The organism is Amycolatopsis sp. NPDC104819, from assembly GCF_055583145.1.
Map to the genome: position 1 here is coordinate 78,836 of NZ_JBVJON010000010.1, position 16,455 is coordinate 95,290.

Below are 16,455 nucleotides of genomic sequence, written 5' to 3' on the forward strand. Positions count from 1 at the left end.
TGCCGCACGGTCGCGGCACCCCCTCAACTCAGTCCAGCAAAAGCGGGGACGGCAGCTCGTGCCCCGGGTGCATCCGCAACAGCCCGTGCACCACGCCGGCCAGTCCCGACATCAGGCTCGGGGAGAACGCCTCGCGGGCCAGGCCGCCGACCGGGCCGCGTTGCTCGAGGCTGGTCAGCAGCTCCGCGTCGATCTCGTCGCGGCTCGGGCCGTCCCACGTGGGGTCCGCCAGCCGGATCGCCTCCAGCATCTCCCACAGGCCGATGTCGCCGTGGCACAGCGTGTGGCTCCAGCCGAAACCCTCGGCCGCGCTCGCGCGGGCGGCGCGGACCGCCATCTCGAGCCGCCGGGGGTCGCCCGTGCGGTGGTGCAGGTCGAGCATGGCCAGTCCGATGCCCGCGCTGCCGTGGCACCAGCTGGTGAAGAAGTCGTCCTCGCTGCCGATCCGGGCGTCGAACCAGTTGCCGACCTCCGGCCGGTAAAGCCATTCCTGATAGGCGAAAGCCTGCTCGGCGAGCTCCTTCCAGCCCGCCCGTTCCGCCGGCGTGCCTGCTTCGCTGAGCGCAAGCCGCGTCAGCGTCCAGCCGATTCCGGTGGCGCCGTGGGCGAACCCGCCGATGCCCTCGGGGTTGAGCCGGGTGGGCCAGCGGGCGCCGTGGTCCTCGCGGACCGCCAGCTCCCCGAGCCGGTTGCCCACCGCCGCGGCCACCGGCAGCCACTCCGGCCGTCCGGTCGCGGCCAGGCCGAGCAGCGGGACCGCCGCGCCCGCGACGCCGTTGAGCAGGTCGACCTCGCGGTCCTCGGCGATCATGCGCCCGTCGGAGAACTGCCCGGCGCGCTCGGCCGCCCGGTCCAGCAGCCAGTCCCAGCCCAGCACGCGGTGCAGCGCGAGCCACGTCCACACCTGCGACGCCGCCCCGCTGAACGCCCCGGCCGACGGCGTCTCGGTCAGCTCCTCGACGCTCTTGAGCACCCGCAGCGCGCCGTCGAAGCACTCCTGCACCCCGGGGACGTCGTCGGCGCGGCCGGCGTGGACCTCGGCCAGGTACTCGGCCAGCGTGAGCACCACGCCGCCCTGGCCGGTGTAGAGGTCGGCGGGAAGGACCCGGATCGACCAGCCCGCCGGGGTGAACACCGGGCTGACCCAGGTGACCGTCCCGTCCGCGCCGCGGACCGCGCCGTCGCACAGCCGCCGGACCAGCTGCGCGGCCAGGGCCCGGCGGCGGCGTTCGCGGTCGCGGCAGTGCGGGTCGCGGGCCGGGTACTGGCGGCGTGAGGGCAGGGTCCGCTCGTTGAGGTAGGCCCCGACCAGCGCGTCCTGGATGATCGACTCCTCGAACGGCAGGTCGGCCTCGCGCCAGTCGGCCACCGACGCCGCGATCGCCGCGTGGTCCACCTCGAAGCTGAACAACGGGACGTCACCGGCCTGCAGGTCGGCGATCTCCGCGTCGATCGTCGCGCGGTCCTGGGGCGCGCCGTGCAGGACCTTCGCGTTGCGCAGCAGGATGTCGCGCCCCCGCTCGGTCGCGGCCGCCTCGTCGTGCAGCGACGCCGGGTGCCACAGCATCCGGCCGATGTCGACGTAGGCCTGCGTCGGCCGCAGGATCCGGCGGGCCTCGACGCCTTCGAAGTGCCGCAGCAGGTGGAAAGCGTCGCCGCCGGGGCGGGTGTCGAGCCGGTGCAGGTGCGTGGTCATCTCGCGGAAGCCCTCGACCACGCGGTCCCAGTGCGCGTGCAGCACCGCCGTCGGGCTGGGGTGGTTCCCGGCGGTCGGCATCTCGACCAGGTCGACCTCCAGGCGCGCGGCCGCCGTGCCCGCGCCGGCGATGACCGGCGCCGGGATCCGGGGCTGCTGCCCGGGCAGCGCGCCGAGCCCGGAGATGTCCACCCCGCCGAGCGCGTACCCCGTGCCGCGCACCGGAAGCAGCCCGGTGCGCAGGACCGTGCGGCGGATCGCGGCGGTGGCGACGTCGACGGCGTCACCCTGGCCGCTGGCCGGGAAGTCGGCGGGCGCGTCGAAGAGCGTCTCGGCGTCCACGATGACCGGCACCGGGCCCGCGGCGATCATGTTCTCCGCGTGCATGTCGGTGCCCCCGCACAGCCGCAGGACCGCCAGCCAGTGCCCGATGTTGCGGTAGAAGACGCTCAGCTCGCGCTCGCCGGCGCAGTAGCGCGGCTCGACGAAGTCAGCCCACGCGTAGCCCTCGCGCAGCTGCACCGCGGGCACCCGGATCCGCTCGTTGAGCTCCGGCGCGCCGGGGAAGTCCTCGTAGGCGTCGCGGATCAGGGCCGCGAGCGCGACGTCGATCGCCGAGTTCCGCGGCTTGTACATGACGGTGCCGTCACCGACGTCGACGCGGCTGACCGTCAGGCCGCCCCGGTGCGTGTCGCCGCGCCCGAACGTGACCGCCCGCAGCGGCCCGCGCAGCGTGTCGGCGAACCGCGGCCGGTCCGCGGCGAGCCGGGCGGCGAATCCCGCGACGGCGGCCACCGACAACCTGGCCACCTGCGCGATCCGCCGCGGAAGAACCGGGTACCGCCCTTCGAGGGTGGTCAGGTAGTCCTCCCGTGTCGCGTCCTCGACGTACTGTGCCCAGGTCGCGGCGTCGTCCCCCGCGCCGCCGGCCAGCCGCCGGGCGTGCAGCTCGATGAGGAACACGCGGGACACCTTCGCGTGCAGCGAGTGGACCAGCGCGTCACTCCCGGCCGCCAGTACGACGGCGCGCTCGTCCGGCGTCAGGCCGGGAATCGCGTCGAGCTCGTCGGCCAGGCCACCGCGCCACGGCCGCGCGAGAGCGCGGACCGGACCACCGAACGGCAGGGTTTCGCTTTCCGCTGAATCGAGCAACATCGGCCTCCACCCGTTTGCGACCCGAGCGCGCCCGCGCACCCGGAAACCGGGAAACGCGGGCGCTTTTGGCGAGAACCGAGCTCGTCAGCAGCACCAGCTGCCATGTGAGCCGCTCGGGCTGGAACAGAACGCGTACAGCATGTCGGTCGGGTCGACCAGCGCGGCTTCGGCGGCGTTTCCGCCGACGTACAGCGGACCGGCGGGGTTCGCCAGGCCGTGCGCCGTTTCCGAACCCGACAGCCAGCCTTCCACAATGGCAGCAGAATCCACAGTGCGCATGGAACCTCCAGGTCGACAAAAGGATGTGAACACGACCTGCGGAGTCTAGACAATCCGCGTCACCCGATTCGACGACCATTCGGACGCAACCGCGGGCACATCGGAGAATCCGACCGAAGTCGGTTTTCTCCGGTTTCCGGAATTTGATCACCACGGATGATGACGGCAAAAATACCGTGATTGTTCACGTCGAGCCGAGTTCACGCTCCAGCTCGGCCGCTTCGCCGGCCCCCAGGCTCCGGTAGATCGCGAGAGCGTCGCGGAGCCCCTCTTCGGCCGCCCGGTGCTCCCCCAGTGCTTTCGCCACGCGGGCGAGCCCGGCCAGCGCCGCGGCGCGTTCCAGCGGGCTGGCGATCTCCAGCGCGAGCTCGAGCGCCTCGGTGTAGCGGCGCCGGGCCGCGACCGGATCGCCCGCGGCCAGGTGCCATGCCCCGTAGCTGTTCGACGTGATGGCCTTGCCGAACCGGTCATCGAGCTTCCCGAAGATGTTCTCGGCCTCGTCCAGCAGCGGCCGCGCGTGCTTCAGCCGTCCGGTCTTCGTGAGGAGGTCGGCGAGTTCCCGGCGCACCGACGCCTTGCCGACGGCTTCGTCGAACGTCTCGTACAGCTCCATCGCGCGACGCAGGACTTCCTCGCCGGTGACGAAGTCGCCGAGGTGGCAGTGCACGATGCCGAGCTCGATCTGCGCCATGGCGGAACCGGCGAGATCACCGAGCTTTTCGTAGAGCTCGATGGCCGTCTCGAAGTCCGCGCGCGCTTCGGTGTACCTCCCCTGCGCCCGGTTCACACTGCCGAGCACCGAAGACGTCTGCCCCTCGCCGAGGACCTGCCCGGCCGCGCGGAAGAGCTCCCGCGCCCGCATCGCCGCGTCACGGGCGCGGGGGTAGTCGTCGGTGAACAGCCACACGTGCGCGAGCCCCTTGAGAGCGGCCGCCTGCCCCAGCCGGTCTTCCAGCTCCTCGTAGATCCCCAGCGCTCGCTCGTTCGCCGCGACGCTCCGCGGGTACTCGTCCTGGAAGTAGTCCAGGTTGGCCAGTTCGACCAGGACCCCGGCTCGCTCCCGCTCCAACCCGTCCTGTTCGCACAGGGCGAGCGCGTCGGTGAACGCCCGGCGCGCGTCGACGTGGTCCCCGGTCTGGATCCAGACTTGGCCGAGGCCCGCCCAGGCGTGCGCCTCGTCGCCGTTGAAGCCCAGCTCGGCGAAGAGCCGGCCCGCGGCGCCCAGGGCGGTCTCGGCCTCCTCGTAGCGGTCGGCGTGGAACTGCGCCTTCCCGAGCTCGAGCAGTGTCCTGGCTTCGGCCTCGGGATCCCCCCAGGCGCGGGCGCAGTCCACCGCCCGCCGGTGGACGCGCACCGTCAGGTCCCACGGTCCGCTGCGTCCCAGGTACGGGGCCAGCACCGGCGCGAAGTCCACGACCGTCTCGGGCGCTTCCGCGCTGTCCAGGCAGGCCAGCAGGTTCTCCCGCTCGGCGTCGAACCAGCTCGCCGCCGCGCGGTCGTCCCCCAGCGGCGGGAGGTATTCGTCGGCCACTTCCGTGCCGTGCGCGAGGCGGCTGTTGGCCGCTGCTCCGCAAGTCAGGTAGAACTCCAGCAGCGACTCCCGGGCCGCCGTGCGGAGACCGGGCTCGTCGTCTTCGACCCGCTCGCGTGCGTACTCGGCGATGAGGTCGTGCATCTGGTAGCGGCCCAGCGTCGGCTCCTCCACGAGGTGTTCGTGGTACAGCTCGTCGAGACGGGCCGCCGCCTCGGCCGGGCGGCAGCCGCACAACCCGGCTGCCGCGAACGGTTCGAGGCTGTCGCCGGGGTGCAGACCGAGGAACCGGAAGAAGCGCTGCTGCTCGCCGGAGAGGTCGCGGTACGACAGTTCGAACGCCGCGGCGACGGCGCGGGACTGCGCGCGGATGACGGGCAGCTTGTTCGACGCCTCGGCGAGCTCGTCGGCGAGATGGGCGACGGTGAGCGCCCGGCGGTTCCGGAACCGCGCCGCCAGGATCGCCACGGCCAGGGGCAACCCGCCGGCGAGCCCGACCAGCCGGGTCAGTGCGGCCTGCTCGTTCACCGGACGGCCCGCGAGCCCGCGGAACACCGCCTCGGCTTCTCCGGTCGGCAGCGGCGGCAGATCGATCGACATCGCGTCGAGCTCGCTCAGCCTCCGCCGGCTGGTCACCAGGACCAGGCTGCGGCCCTCGCCGGGCAGCAACGGTTCGATCTGCCGGTGGTCGGCGGCGTTGTCCAGCACCAGCACCATCCGCTTGCCGCTGACCGAGCGCCGCCACAGCGCGGCGCGCCGCTCGGTTTCGGCCGGCAGGTCCAGCGGGTCCACCCCGACCGCGGTCAGCAACGCCGCCAGCGCGTCCCGCGGCGCGACCGGCTCGCGTCCGGGACTGTGGCCGTGCAGGTCGAGGTAGTGGCGGCCGTCGGGGAAGCGCGCGGCGAACCGGTGCGCCGCGTGAACGGCGAAAGCCGTCTTGCCGACGCCGGGCATTCCGTCGATGGCGTAAACGGCCACGACCGCGCCCGTCGGGTGCTCGACGGCGTCGGCGATCAGGCGGAGTTCGGTCTCGCGGCCCTCGAAGGAGTGAACATCCCGGCGCAGCGTGCTCACCGCGGGCGGCTCGCTCTCGGCGGGCATGTCGTCGAGGCGCTCGCGCAGGCGGATCAGCTCGTCGAGCGCCTCCGTGACCGCGAGCCGCCGCTCTTCCTTCACCGTCTCGGAACTGGCCATGTCCCGCAGGCACCGGGAGACGTAGTCGACCACGGACTGCCGCTCAGGCGGATGCTCGCCTTGTCCGTTTTCCCATTTCGAGAGCGTGGTGTCGGACTTCTTCACGTGGCGCGCCACGACGCGCTGGGTCAGCCCGGCATCACGCCGGAGCGCCCCCAGCAACGCACCGAAGTTCCGGTAGCTCGTGTGCCAGACGTCGGCGGGTGTGGCCTTCACCCCTGCACAATCGCGCCCCGGCCGCGGAGTGCTACCACTAGCCTTCGAAGCGGAGGTGGGGGCCGTGGACCGTCCGAGCTACCACACGACCGACAACATCACCCGCGACGTCGCCGGCTCGGTCGTCCAGACCGGGGTCGTGCACGGCGACATCCACGTCCACGCCGGCCGCGCGCAGCACGTGCCGCGGCAGCTTCCCCCGCCACCGGCCCACTTCAGCGGGCGGACCGACGAGCTGCGGACGCTGACCGAGGCGCTGGCCGGCGGCGACCGGCCCGGCATCGTGGTCTTGACCGGCCCGGGCGGCGTCGGGAAGTCCGCTCTCGCGGCGCACTGGCTGCACCACGCGCGCGACCGGTACCCCGACGGGCAGCTGTTCGTGGGACTGTCCGCACACGGGCCGGACGGACCTGCCGGGCCCGTCGACGTTCTCGGCGATCTGCTGCACGGGCTGGGCGTGCGGCCGTCGGACCAGCCGGCCGGGGAACCCCAGCGAGCGGCGTTGTACCGCTCGCTCACGGCCGGCCGGGCGATCGCCGTGCTGCTGGACGACGCCGCTTCGAGCGCGCAGGTCGTGGCGCTGCTCCCGGGGTCGCCGCGGAGCGCGGTGGTGGTGACCAGCCGACGCCGGCTGAGCGGGCTCGTCGCGCACGGCAGTGTCGCGGTGCCCGTGGGCGCCTTGCCGCCGGACGCGGCGGTGCAGCTGCTGGGCCGCGCGGTCGGCCGGGAACGGGTGCTCGCCGAGGCGGAGTCGGCGCGCGCGGTCGCCGAGCTGTGCGGCGGCATGCCGATCGCCCTGCACATCGCCGCGGCGCGGCTGGTGGTCCGGCCGCACTGGCCGGTGGCGGCCGTGGCCGGGGAGCTCGCCGACGAACGCCGCCGCCTGGGCGCTCTCGTGGACGAGGACGGGGCCCTGTCCGTGGCGACGTGCTTCGATCTCTCCTACCGCGGGCTTCCGCCGGTGGCGGCGCGCCTCTACCGGCTGCTCGGGCTGTACCCCGGCCCCGACTTCGGCGGTGGTGTCGCGGCCGCGCTGGCGGGCACGCCGGTGGCGGAGGCGGACCACGTCCTCGGTGTGCTGGTCGACGCGAACATGATCACCGACATCGCGTTCGACCGCTACCGCCTGCACGACCTGGCGCGCCTGCACGCCCGGCGCTGGGCGGAGCGGGAAGATCCGCCGTCCGACCAGGAGCAGGCGGTGCGATCGGCCCTCCAGTGGTACCGCGACCGGGCCGCCTCGGCCGACGGCGCGGCGACACCGCTGCGCTCGCGCCTCGCTCCCGTGCTGGAACCGACGGAGTTCACGGCACGGGGACCGGCGCTGGACTGGCTCGAGCGTGAGCTGCCGAACCTGACCGCCTGCCTGCACACCGCCTTCGCCCGCGGCTGGGACGAGCTGGTGTGCCGGCTCTACGACGCGCTTTGGGGGCTGTTCCTCTACCGCGGGCACTACGCGGAGTGGATCTGCGCCGGCGCGATCGCCGTGGAAGCCGCCGCCCGGTCCGGGGACGTCCGGGCCGAAGTGCGCATGGTGAACCAGGCCGCCGCCGTCCACCTGCGCATCGGTGAGCCGGAGCAGGCGATGGAGCCCTACCGGCGGGCGGTGACCCTGGCGCGCTCGTCCGGCGACTGGGCCGGCGAGGCCACCGCGCTGGAGGGACTGGGCGCCGCGACGCACGCCGGCGGCCGCGTCGCCGAGGCGATCGAGCGCTACCGCGACGCCCTCGAGCTGAACGAAGCGCACGGACGGCACCGCGGGACCGCGCTCCTGCTCGGCTACCTCGGCCACGCGCTCGCCGAGCAGGGCGACGGGGACGCCGCCGTCGTCCACTTCGAGCGGTCGGCACGGCTGGCGGAGTCCATCGGAGACTTCCACTGCCAGGCGCAGGCCGTCGCCGGGCTGGGCGCGGTTCACGCAGCCCGCGGCGCGCATGCCGAAGCGGTGGCCGAGCTGCGGCGGGGGCTGCGCTCGCTCCCGTCGTCGGAGGCCGCCGCGCTGCGGGTCCCCGTGCTGGAGAAGCTCGCCGAGGTCCTGGCGGATTCCGGTGACCCCGAAGGCGCGCGGCGGTACTGGGAGGACGCACTCGCCGCGTACGCCGCCATGGACGACCCGCACGCCGAGCGGGTCCGGGCCCGGCTCCGGGCGCTGCCGCCGCGCGCGGACTGAGTGCCGGGTCACCCGATCGGCTCCGGCAGCGGAGCCGGCGACACCGGCACGCCGTGCACCGGCTCGGTCAGCCCGAGCAGGTCGTAACAGGTGCGGCGGAGGATAGCCAGTGACTGTCCGGGCCGGGTGGTGATGGCCCGCACCAGCGTCGCGCGTTCGTCGTCGGTCGGCGGTCGCACCCGGGACACCTGCGGCGCCAGGGGACGGTCGAGGTGCAGCGGGGTCGCGATCCTTGACAGCGTCTCGGCGGGACTGCCCGGTCGCACGCCGGCCGCCGGACTCATCAAGGTGGGCACGCCGAGCGCGCCCGCGTACTGCAGAACCGAGCCGAAGTCGCCGACCGCGACGTCGGCGGCGACGAGCGCACTCCGCCAGCCCTCTTCCGGCGGCAGCACGACCAGCCCGTGGTCGCGGGCCCGGGCCAGCCAGGCGAGCACCTGCCGCCGGCTGTAGGCGTGCCAGATGAAGGGGTGGAGCACCGCCACCACCACGTTTTCCGAGCGCGGCAGCTCCAGCACCAACCGGGCGAAGATCGTCGGATCCGTGCCGAAGAGGGAGTCCTTCGACCAGGTCGAGGTGGCCACCACGACCCGCTGCGCCGGCGACGCGCCGAGCTCCCGGCGGTACCGGTCGCGGTAGGCCCGGCCCGCCAGCATCCGGTCGAACGACGGGTCACCCGCGACGACCGCACTCGGCAGCGCCTCGGGACAGGAGTCTGCGAGCACGAGCTTGTCCTCGTCGGTCGCGAGGGCCAGCGTCGCGGGCACCACTTCGCCGCGGTGGCGGCTGAAGTCACCGTCGTGCCCGGTCCGGGACCCGAGGCTGCTCGCACCGTGGGGCATCAGGAGGACGGGACCGTCCAGCTCGGCGACCCCCCACCGGCAGGCCGCGAGCACGAGGTCGAACCGCGTGGTCACCGCCTGCCGCCACGGGATGGACAGACCCCCGAGCCGGCGGACGTACTCGCCGATGCCGGCCCACCGGTACCCGGTCTCCGGGACCGTCAGCATCACCTGGACGCGCATGTCGCTTTCCAGCGCGGGCAGGACGTCCAGCAGCCGCTCCCCCGCCTGGACGTGCGGGACCACGGCGAGCACCCGCTTGACCCCCGGACGGCTCATCCAGTAGCCGGCGACGCGGTCGCCGGCGACGATCACCCGGTCGGCGACCGGCGGGTGTGCGTCGAAAGCGGGGTTCGGTGTGGACACGGGGATCTCCTCTGCTCCGGCTGCCCGGAGCGCGGCGTGGCGCCGGGGCAGCGTTGACGGAGGAATCGTGAGGCCGTTCTCGGGGCTGCCGGGCGAGCGCGGGAATTCCCGTGCTCGGGGGCCCGTCGTGCCTGGTGAGGCGATTGTGTCCGGCGGACGGCGCGAAAGTTTCGGGAATGGCATGGGTTCAGCCGCCCTTCCCACAGGGATGAATCTCGATGCGGCCGAGGTCTTTGACCGTCTTCGTCTCGTTCACGCCGGTGACCTCGACCGCGATGCCGAGCCAACCCTGCGCGTCGATCTCGGGAACCGGGCCGACCCGGCCGGTCCACCGGGTTCCGCCGTCGGAGTCGTGCATCGGCAGTGTGAACGTGCTGCCGGGGGCCGTCACCTGGATCACCGCCGACTTCGCGCGGGGCGAGACGGTCACCCCCACGAGCGAGGAGGTCGGTTCGTTCCCGCACTTGCCGTCGTCCGCCTCGGCGATGCGCCGGTACTGGACCCACGAGCCGGTGACGGCCGGGGGCGCGTCGTCCTCGCCGCTGGGTTCGGGCGCCCCGGAAGTCGGCGGCGTGGTGCCGGTCGGTGACGGCGGCGCCTGGACCGGCGGCGGGGCGGTGCTCGTGCCGGGTGTCGGCTCGGGTGTGGGGGTCGGGCCCGGGCTGGAGGTGGCGGAGAGCGAAGTCGCGGGCGCGGCGATCGGCGGCCGCGGCGCCGGGGTCGGGGACGTGCCGGCCGGAACGAGCACGACCACCAGCGCCACAGTGGACACCCCCGCGGCCATCGTGGCCTTCGGGTACTTGAGCGCGGCCGCCACCCGATCGAGCAGCTGTCCGGCCAGCGCGAGGCCGGGGATTCCCAGCAGAAGCCTCAACAGGGCTTTCCGGTCCTCACTGCGTTTCTTGCACGAGTCGCAGTCGCTGATGTGCTTGCGAATCTCCTGCAGAAGCTCCGGGGAGTCCTTCTGTTGCTCGGCGAGGTCGGCTGGTCCCCGGCAGTCGCGTGGCCGGCTGATGAGCACCACGGCCGTGGCGGCCGCCCGGAGCGCTTCCCGGGCCTTGCGGCGCCGGTTCTTGAGCTCGGAGAGCGGCATCCCGAGCCGGGTGGCCAGTTGGCGTTCCGTGATACCCGTCAGCGGCACCTCGAAGAAGAGTTCGATGTCCTCCTGCGAAAATCCGTCGAGGAGGCTCCAGACCTGGTCGAGCCGCTCGGCGAGCCGGATCCGCGCTTCCTTGTCCGAGCAGGCCCGCGGTTCGACGCGCTCCCAGTCCGGGTCGCTCGTGGCTTTGCGGGTCTTCTGCTGCTGTCGCACGAAGTCCCAGGTCGAGGTGATCGCGACGCGGCACAGCCACGCCGCCGGATCGCGCAAGGTGCCGACAGGAAACGTCCGCAGCGCCTTGAGGACGGCGTCCTGGGTCGCGTCGTCGGCGTCCTGCTCGTTCTTGACGATCCGGAAGCACGCCGCGCGGATGGCGGGCAAATGCGTTTGAATGGCCAGATCGGGTTCGCGGTCCCGGGCGGACCGCGCGTTTTCAGGTGATTCCACAACGTCTAGACGTTGGGAGTCCGCCGCTGGGGCGACTGCGGAAAAAACATCACACCTTAGGCTCGATTTCCGGGCAAGTGCGCCACGGCCGTACCCGACACGCTGACGCGTGGTCCTTTTTCCGCCACCAAAAGGGTGGTAGTGCCGGTTAGCGGTAGGGGCGGAAGAAGTCCCGAAGCTCCTGGGCGTAGATCTCCGGCTCTTCGAACGCCGCGAAGTGCCCGCCCCGAGCCGGTTCCGAGACGTGGACGGTGTTCGCCATGCGGTCCAGCCACTCCCGCGGCGGGAGCACGACGTCGCCCGCGAAGAGGGCGAAGCCGGACGGGACCTCGACGCGGCGGGCGAGCTGGGCCGGGGCGATCCGGGCGTTCGCGCGGTAGGTGCGCATCGACGAGCCGATCGTCTCGGTCAGCCAGTACAGCGTCACGTTGGTCAGGATTTCGTCGCGGGTGAACGGGAAGCCGTCGCTCCACGCGTGCAGCTTCTCCACGATCCACGCCGCCAGCCCGGCCGGCGAGTCGTTGAGGCCCATCGCGGCGGTCTGGGGTTTTGTGCGGTGGATCGCGGCGTACGCGCCTTCGGACGCGCCCCACGCCGCCGCGTTCGTCAGCCACTCGCGCTCCGGTGGGGTCAGCTTCGCCGGGTCACCGGTGAACACCGGGAGGCCCGCGTCCGTGCGGTGGACGGCGGCCACCCGATCGGGGTGATCGAGCGCCAGGTAGCGGCTGACGTGGCTGCCCATGTCCCCGCCCGCCGCGCCGAAGCGCCGGTACCCCAGCTGCGTCATCAGTTCGGCCCACAGGCCGGCGACGGCGATCGAGTCCAGCGGCGCGCCCGGCCGCTCGGAGTACCCGAAGCCCGGCATGTCCGGCACGACGACGTCGAAGGCGTCGGCGGGGTCAGCACCGTGCGCGGCGGGGTTGGTCAGGAGCGGGATCACCTTGGTGTAGCGCCAGAAGGAGTCCGGCCAGCCGTGGCAGAGCACCAGCGGCAGCACCGGCCCGGCCGGCTCGACGGCCCGGACGTGCGCGAAGTGGATGCCGAGGCCGCCGACCGGGGTGCGGAAGCGCGGGATGGCGTTCAGCTCGGCCTCGCGGGCGGGCCAGTCGAAGCCGTCCGCCCAGTAGGCGACGAGCTCACGCAGGTAGCCGAGGTCGGTCCCGATGGACCATCCGGCGTCCTCGGGAGCGTCCGGCCAGCGTGTGGCGTGGAGTCTCGTGCGGAGGTCTTCGAGAACCGCCGGAGCGGTCTGCGGGGCGAAAGTCTCCATGGGACGACTCTACGAGCAGAGCAGGACCGAACTCCACAGTGGACAACTCAGGTGACGGACTTCAGCAACTCCACCACCGCCGCCGACTTCGTGTCGTCCAGAAAGCGCAGCCCCATGAAGTTGTCGCCCGGTGTGAAGCCGGGCAACGCCCAGATCGCTTCGTACGGCATTCCGACGCGCCGGTAGTGGCGCAGGCTGTAGACGTTGCTGAACAAGCACTTCCCCGGATCCGGGTTCCACAGCCGTCGCGCGAAGGCCGGGTTGCGGAAGCCGTGTCCAACCTCCGCTGTGGCCTGGACCTGCTTACGGCCGGTGAACAGCACCACGTCGCCCGTGGCGATGGTGTCCATCCGGCGGTCGTACTTGTCCTTCGCGCCCCAGAACCGCGCCCGGCCGGCGGGGTGCAGCGCGGTCAGGCGCGCGAGGTCGGCCCGGTCGAGCAGGTCAGCGAGCGCGCCGAAGTCCACCGTCTTCTCAAGCGACTCCGCCCCGTAGCGGCGGGCGTCGGGCGTGCCGTAGGACGGCTGGATGAAGACCTGGACCACGGCCGCACGCTACCGGGTCACTTTTCGCCCGCCACGACCTGTGCCGGGGACACCCTCGGCTCCTGGGCCGGAATGCCGGCGCGGGCGGGAAGGGGATCGTCGGTGACCTTCGCCCAGCCACGCACCCCCGCCGGTGCCCGCCAGCCGGGTACGTCTTCGGCCACTTGGTCGTGCACGGCGAGCGCGTGGCTGCAGTGCTCGTGCCACGAGCTGATCATCGCCGCACGAGTGCGGGCCCGGCGCAGGTCGCCGTGCAGCGCGAGCAGTGCGTGCACCGAGTGCCGGCTCACCTCGTCGGCCGAGACGAGACCCGCTGGAGTCCGCCCGTCGCACACCGGGCAGGCGCACGGCCACAGCTGCGTCAGATCGGGAGTGTCCGTGAAGACCCGGTCGAGCGTCTCAAGGCGGTGGTAGGCCAGCAGCGGGGTGACGAACGCGGAGACACCGGGGCGGGGCGCACCGCGGCGCCGCATCCGGGGATAGGTGTGCCGGAGTGTGCTGGTCGTGCCGACCGCGCCCGCGTGCGCCCCGTGGCACAACGCTCCGACCGCGGCGATGTCGGACCTGAGCAGGATCACCGGCGCCTCGACGGCGCCCAGCAGCCGCAGGAACCCTCGGACCAGGTACTGGATCCCGAACGGGTCGTCGCGGTGCTCGACCGCGATCGCGACCGGAGCACCGGCCGCGTTGATCTCGCGGATCAGTGCGCCGCACGCGGCGTTCGTGGCGAACCAGCGCGCGGCCAGAGGCAGCACGGCGACCACCGGAGATCGACGGTGCGCCGCGGCGCGGAGGATCGTGCGCAGTCCCCGGATGTCGTAGAGGGCGACGTACCCGGAGTCGGTGAGGGGAAGCAGCCCGAGCGCGGCTTGCCTGCCGAGCCATGCGGGGTGCGTTCCCCGGGCGGCGCCGACACGGTTGTTTCCCGAGTACCGGTCGGCGTCACACAGCAGCGGTCCGGTGAACCCGTGGTCGCGCAGGCCCTGGACGGTTCGCTCGAGGTCCCCGCCGGTCAGCACCAGCCCGGCGTCCCACGTGTCGGCGATTTCCGCCGCGCCGAACGCCGCGCGTGGCCGGCACTGGATCAGCAGCCGTCCGGCGATCTCGTCCAGCACCGCGGTCCCCACGAGTCCACTGTGAGCCGCCGGGCCGGCTGCGTCACCGGTGGTCACACGGGTGCGATCGACAATCCGCGGAACGGGCCAGCGGTTCGCTGCGGAGCGTGCGGGCCGGGACGCCTGTGGGTGAGCTCAGCCGCCGTGGGTGGTTTCGCTCTGGTAGGTCGTGTACGTGTACGGGTTGTCCAAGATCTTCGCCTCCGGGATGTCCGGGTTCATCCCCTGCCGCCACGCCTCCTCGCCCAGCTGTCCGCGCAGGTACTCGACCGTCGACTCCACCTCGCGGCGGACCGCCGGCAGATCCACCTCCACCAGACGGCCGTCGCGCTTGACCACGTTGCCGTTGACCAGGACCGTGTGGACGTCGCCGCGCTGGGCCTGGAATGCCACGTGGCCGTACGGGTTCAGCAGCGGGAACGACGCCGGTGAGTCCTCGTTCTTCACCAGCACCACGTCCGCCTTCTTGCCGACCGCCAGGCTGCCGATGTCCGTGCGGCCCAGCGCGGCCGCGCCGCCGCGGGTGGCCCACTCCACCACCTGCTCGGCCCGCAGCGCCGCGTGCGTGACCGTTTCGCCCTTCGCGTGCGCCTCCAGGTGCTCGCGGGACCGGTCCGCGCCCAGCGTCGCGCGCATCGCCGAGAACAGGTCGCCGCTCCACCAGACCGAGGTGTCCATCGACAGGGACACCGGGATCCCGTACTGCCGCAGCGCCCAGGTGGGCGGGTAGCCCTGGCCCGCGCTCTGCTCGCTCTCCGTCGACACCGACACCGACCCGCCGGTCGCGGCGATCCGGTGGTAGGAGTCGGCGGCCAGCGACGCGCTGTGCACGTAGATCGTCGACGGGGTCATGAACCCGTGGTCGTGCATCAGCTTGATGCCTTCGTCACCGGTCGCGCCCCACACGCCTGCGTGTGTCGTCACCGGCACGCCCAGCTCGCGGGCCACCTCGAACGCCGCCTTCTCCGGGAACGCCGGGTCGCCGGTGACGTCGAACGCGAGCTGGAAGCCCAGGTCGCCGCCGGTGCGCCGGGCGACGAAGTCGCGGAACTCCGGCGTGCCGGTCCAGTTCGCCGGCGAGTCCTGGATGTTGCCGTAGGCCAGCACGAACCGGCCGGGCACCGACTCCAGCGCGTCCGCGGCGGCGTCGGCGTGCTGGGTCGTCTGCAGGCCGTGTGACCAGTCCACTGTGGTCGTGACGCCCGCTTCGAGGGCTTCGAGCGCGCCGAGCCGGTTGCCCGCGTAGATGTCCTCGGGGCGGAACACCTTGCCCCATTCGAGGTAGTACCAGACGAAGTACTGCGTGAGCGTCCAGTCGGCGCCGTACCCGCGCATCGCCGTCTGCCACAGGTGCCGGTGGGTGTCGATCATGCCCGGCATCACGATCCCGCCGGTCGCGTCGATCTCGGTCGTGCCCGGCGGGACCTGCAGCGCGGGCCCGATCGCGGTGATCCGGTCGCCGGTCACCAGCACGTCCTCGCCGGTGAGCACCCGGCGGGTGTCGTCGAGGGTCAAGACTGTGCCGCCTCGCAGGACGATCGATCCGGACATCACTGCCTCCAGTCGCGTACACTCGTCCGCTCTACGGACACTCGACGGTGGAGACACCCTTGCCCAGTGCCGCGCCGGTGTCAATCCCCACCGCTACGCTGCCGGGGAGGACCGCTGCAGGAGGAGGACGCGCATGCCACGCGAGGGAACGGGGCCCGACTTCATCGAAGCGCTGGCCCGCGGGCTCGAGGTGATCACCGCGTTCCGCCCCCACCAACGCGAGATGACGCTCGCGGAGGTGGCGACCGCGGCGAACCTGGCCCGCCCGACCGCACGGCGGATCCTGCTCACCCTGGAAGAGCTGGGTTACGTCCGGGCGAGCGGACGCGGGTACACGCTCACCCCGCGCGTGCTCGACCTCGGCGTCGCCTACGTGCGCTCGACGGGCCTGTGGGACGTCGCCCGCCCGCACTTGGAACGCCTGGTCGCGCGCACCGGCGAGTCGTGCTCGATCGCCCAGCTCGACGGCTCCGACATCGTCTACGTCGCCCGCGTCGCGGTGCCGAAGATCGTCGGGCTCACCGTGCAGATCGGCACCCGGTTCCCGGCCCTGCCGACGTCGCTGGGCAAGGTGCAGCTGGCCGCACTGCCGCCGGACGTGCTGGACGCGGTGCTGGCCGAGCCGACCCGGTCCGGGCTCGTCGCGCGCTGGCAGCCCGATCGCTCCGAGCGTGACGCCGCGCTGCGGGAGGTCCGGGCCCGCGGCTGGGCGCTCACCGACGAGCAGCTCGCGCTGGGCATCCGCTCGGTCGCCGCGCCGCTCCGGGACGGGTCCGGGCGGGTGATCGCCGGCGTCAACGTCAACTGCCACGCCGCGGAGACGTCCGTAGAGCGGCTCCTGGACCACCACCTGCCGCTCCTGCTGCAGACCGCGGGGGAAATCAGCGCCGACTTCGCCCGGCTGGACGAGGTCCCGCACGTCACCGTGCCCGCCGTGTCTTGACCACCGGCGCACTTGGAGAGCAAACTGCGGACAAGA

General features: G+C 72.7%; 11 protein-coding genes. 2 read left to right on the forward strand and 9 right to left on the reverse strand.

Annotation, left to right across the window (positions count from 1 at the left end):
- Positions 1-28 precede the first annotated feature (28 nt).
- From ACZ63E_RS30365 to ACZ63E_RS30375, 3 genes are all read right to left on the reverse strand, one after another.
- Positions 29-2,851, reverse strand: a complete 2,823-nt coding sequence (locus ACZ63E_RS30365; RefSeq protein WP_465339558.1) for a type 2 lanthipeptide synthetase LanM family protein — start codon at positions 2,849-2,851, stop codon at positions 29-31.
- A gap of 84 nt (positions 2,852-2,935) precedes the next feature.
- Positions 2,936-3,130: a DUF6229 family protein gene (locus ACZ63E_RS30370; protein ID WP_465305013.1), complete on the reverse strand. Its 195-nt coding sequence runs from the start codon at positions 3,128-3,130 to the stop codon at positions 2,936-2,938.
- A gap of 184 nt (positions 3,131-3,314) precedes the next feature.
- A complete protein-coding gene (locus tag ACZ63E_RS30375) occupies positions 3,315-6,071 on the reverse strand; it encodes a tetratricopeptide repeat protein (RefSeq protein WP_465339559.1) in 2,757 nt (918 codons plus the stop codon).
- A 64-nt stretch (positions 6,072-6,135) separates the two neighbouring features.
- On the opposite strand from ACZ63E_RS30375, the gene ACZ63E_RS30380 reads away from it, so the two are divergent.
- Positions 6,136-8,241, forward strand: coding sequence for an ATP-binding protein (locus ACZ63E_RS30380; RefSeq protein WP_465339561.1), 2,106 nt, complete (start codon positions 6,136-6,138; stop codon positions 8,239-8,241).
- 8 nt (positions 8,242-8,249) lie between these two features.
- On the opposite strand, the gene ACZ63E_RS30385 is transcribed toward ACZ63E_RS30380, so the two are convergent.
- The 6 genes from ACZ63E_RS30385 to ACZ63E_RS30410 all read right to left on the reverse strand — a co-directional run bounded on the left by ACZ63E_RS30385 (position 8,250) and on the right by ACZ63E_RS30410 (position 15,476).
- Positions 8,250-9,449 carry a hypothetical protein gene (locus ACZ63E_RS30385; RefSeq protein ID WP_465339562.1) on the reverse strand — a complete coding sequence of 400 codons (1,200 nt, stop codon included), beginning with the start codon at positions 9,447-9,449 and terminating at the stop codon, positions 8,250-8,252.
- A gap of 187 nt (positions 9,450-9,636) precedes the next feature.
- Entirely contained in the window at positions 9,637-10,929 is a 1,293-nt protein-coding gene (locus ACZ63E_RS30390) for an RNA polymerase sigma factor (RefSeq protein ID WP_465339563.1), read from the reverse strand.
- Positions 10,930-11,143: 214 nt separating this feature from the next.
- Positions 11,144-12,265: an epoxide hydrolase family protein gene (locus tag ACZ63E_RS30395; RefSeq protein WP_465339564.1), complete on the reverse strand. Its 1,122-nt coding sequence runs from the start codon at positions 12,263-12,265 to the stop codon at positions 11,144-11,146.
- Positions 12,266-12,312: 47 nt separating this feature from the next.
- Complete coding sequence (locus ACZ63E_RS30400; RefSeq protein ID WP_465339565.1) at positions 12,313-12,810, reverse strand: hypothetical protein; 498 nt, start codon at positions 12,808-12,810, stop codon at positions 12,313-12,315.
- 17 nt (positions 12,811-12,827) lie between these two features.
- Positions 12,828-13,937 carry a hypothetical protein gene (locus ACZ63E_RS30405; RefSeq protein ID WP_465339566.1) on the reverse strand — a complete coding sequence of 370 codons (1,110 nt, stop codon included), beginning with the start codon at positions 13,935-13,937 and terminating at the stop codon, positions 12,828-12,830.
- A 123-nt stretch (positions 13,938-14,060) separates the two neighbouring features.
- Positions 14,061-15,476 carry an amidohydrolase family protein gene (locus ACZ63E_RS30410; protein WP_465339567.1) on the reverse strand — a complete coding sequence of 472 codons (1,416 nt, stop codon included), beginning with the start codon at positions 15,474-15,476 and terminating at the stop codon, positions 14,061-14,063.
- 133 nt (positions 15,477-15,609) lie between these two features.
- Between ACZ63E_RS30410 and ACZ63E_RS30415 the strand changes: the two genes are divergently transcribed.
- Positions 15,610-16,419 (forward strand): IclR family transcriptional regulator domain-containing protein, encoded by an 810-nt coding sequence (locus ACZ63E_RS30415; RefSeq protein WP_465339568.1) that lies wholly within the window; start codon positions 15,610-15,612, stop codon positions 16,417-16,419.
- Positions 16,420-16,455 lie beyond the last annotated feature (36 nt).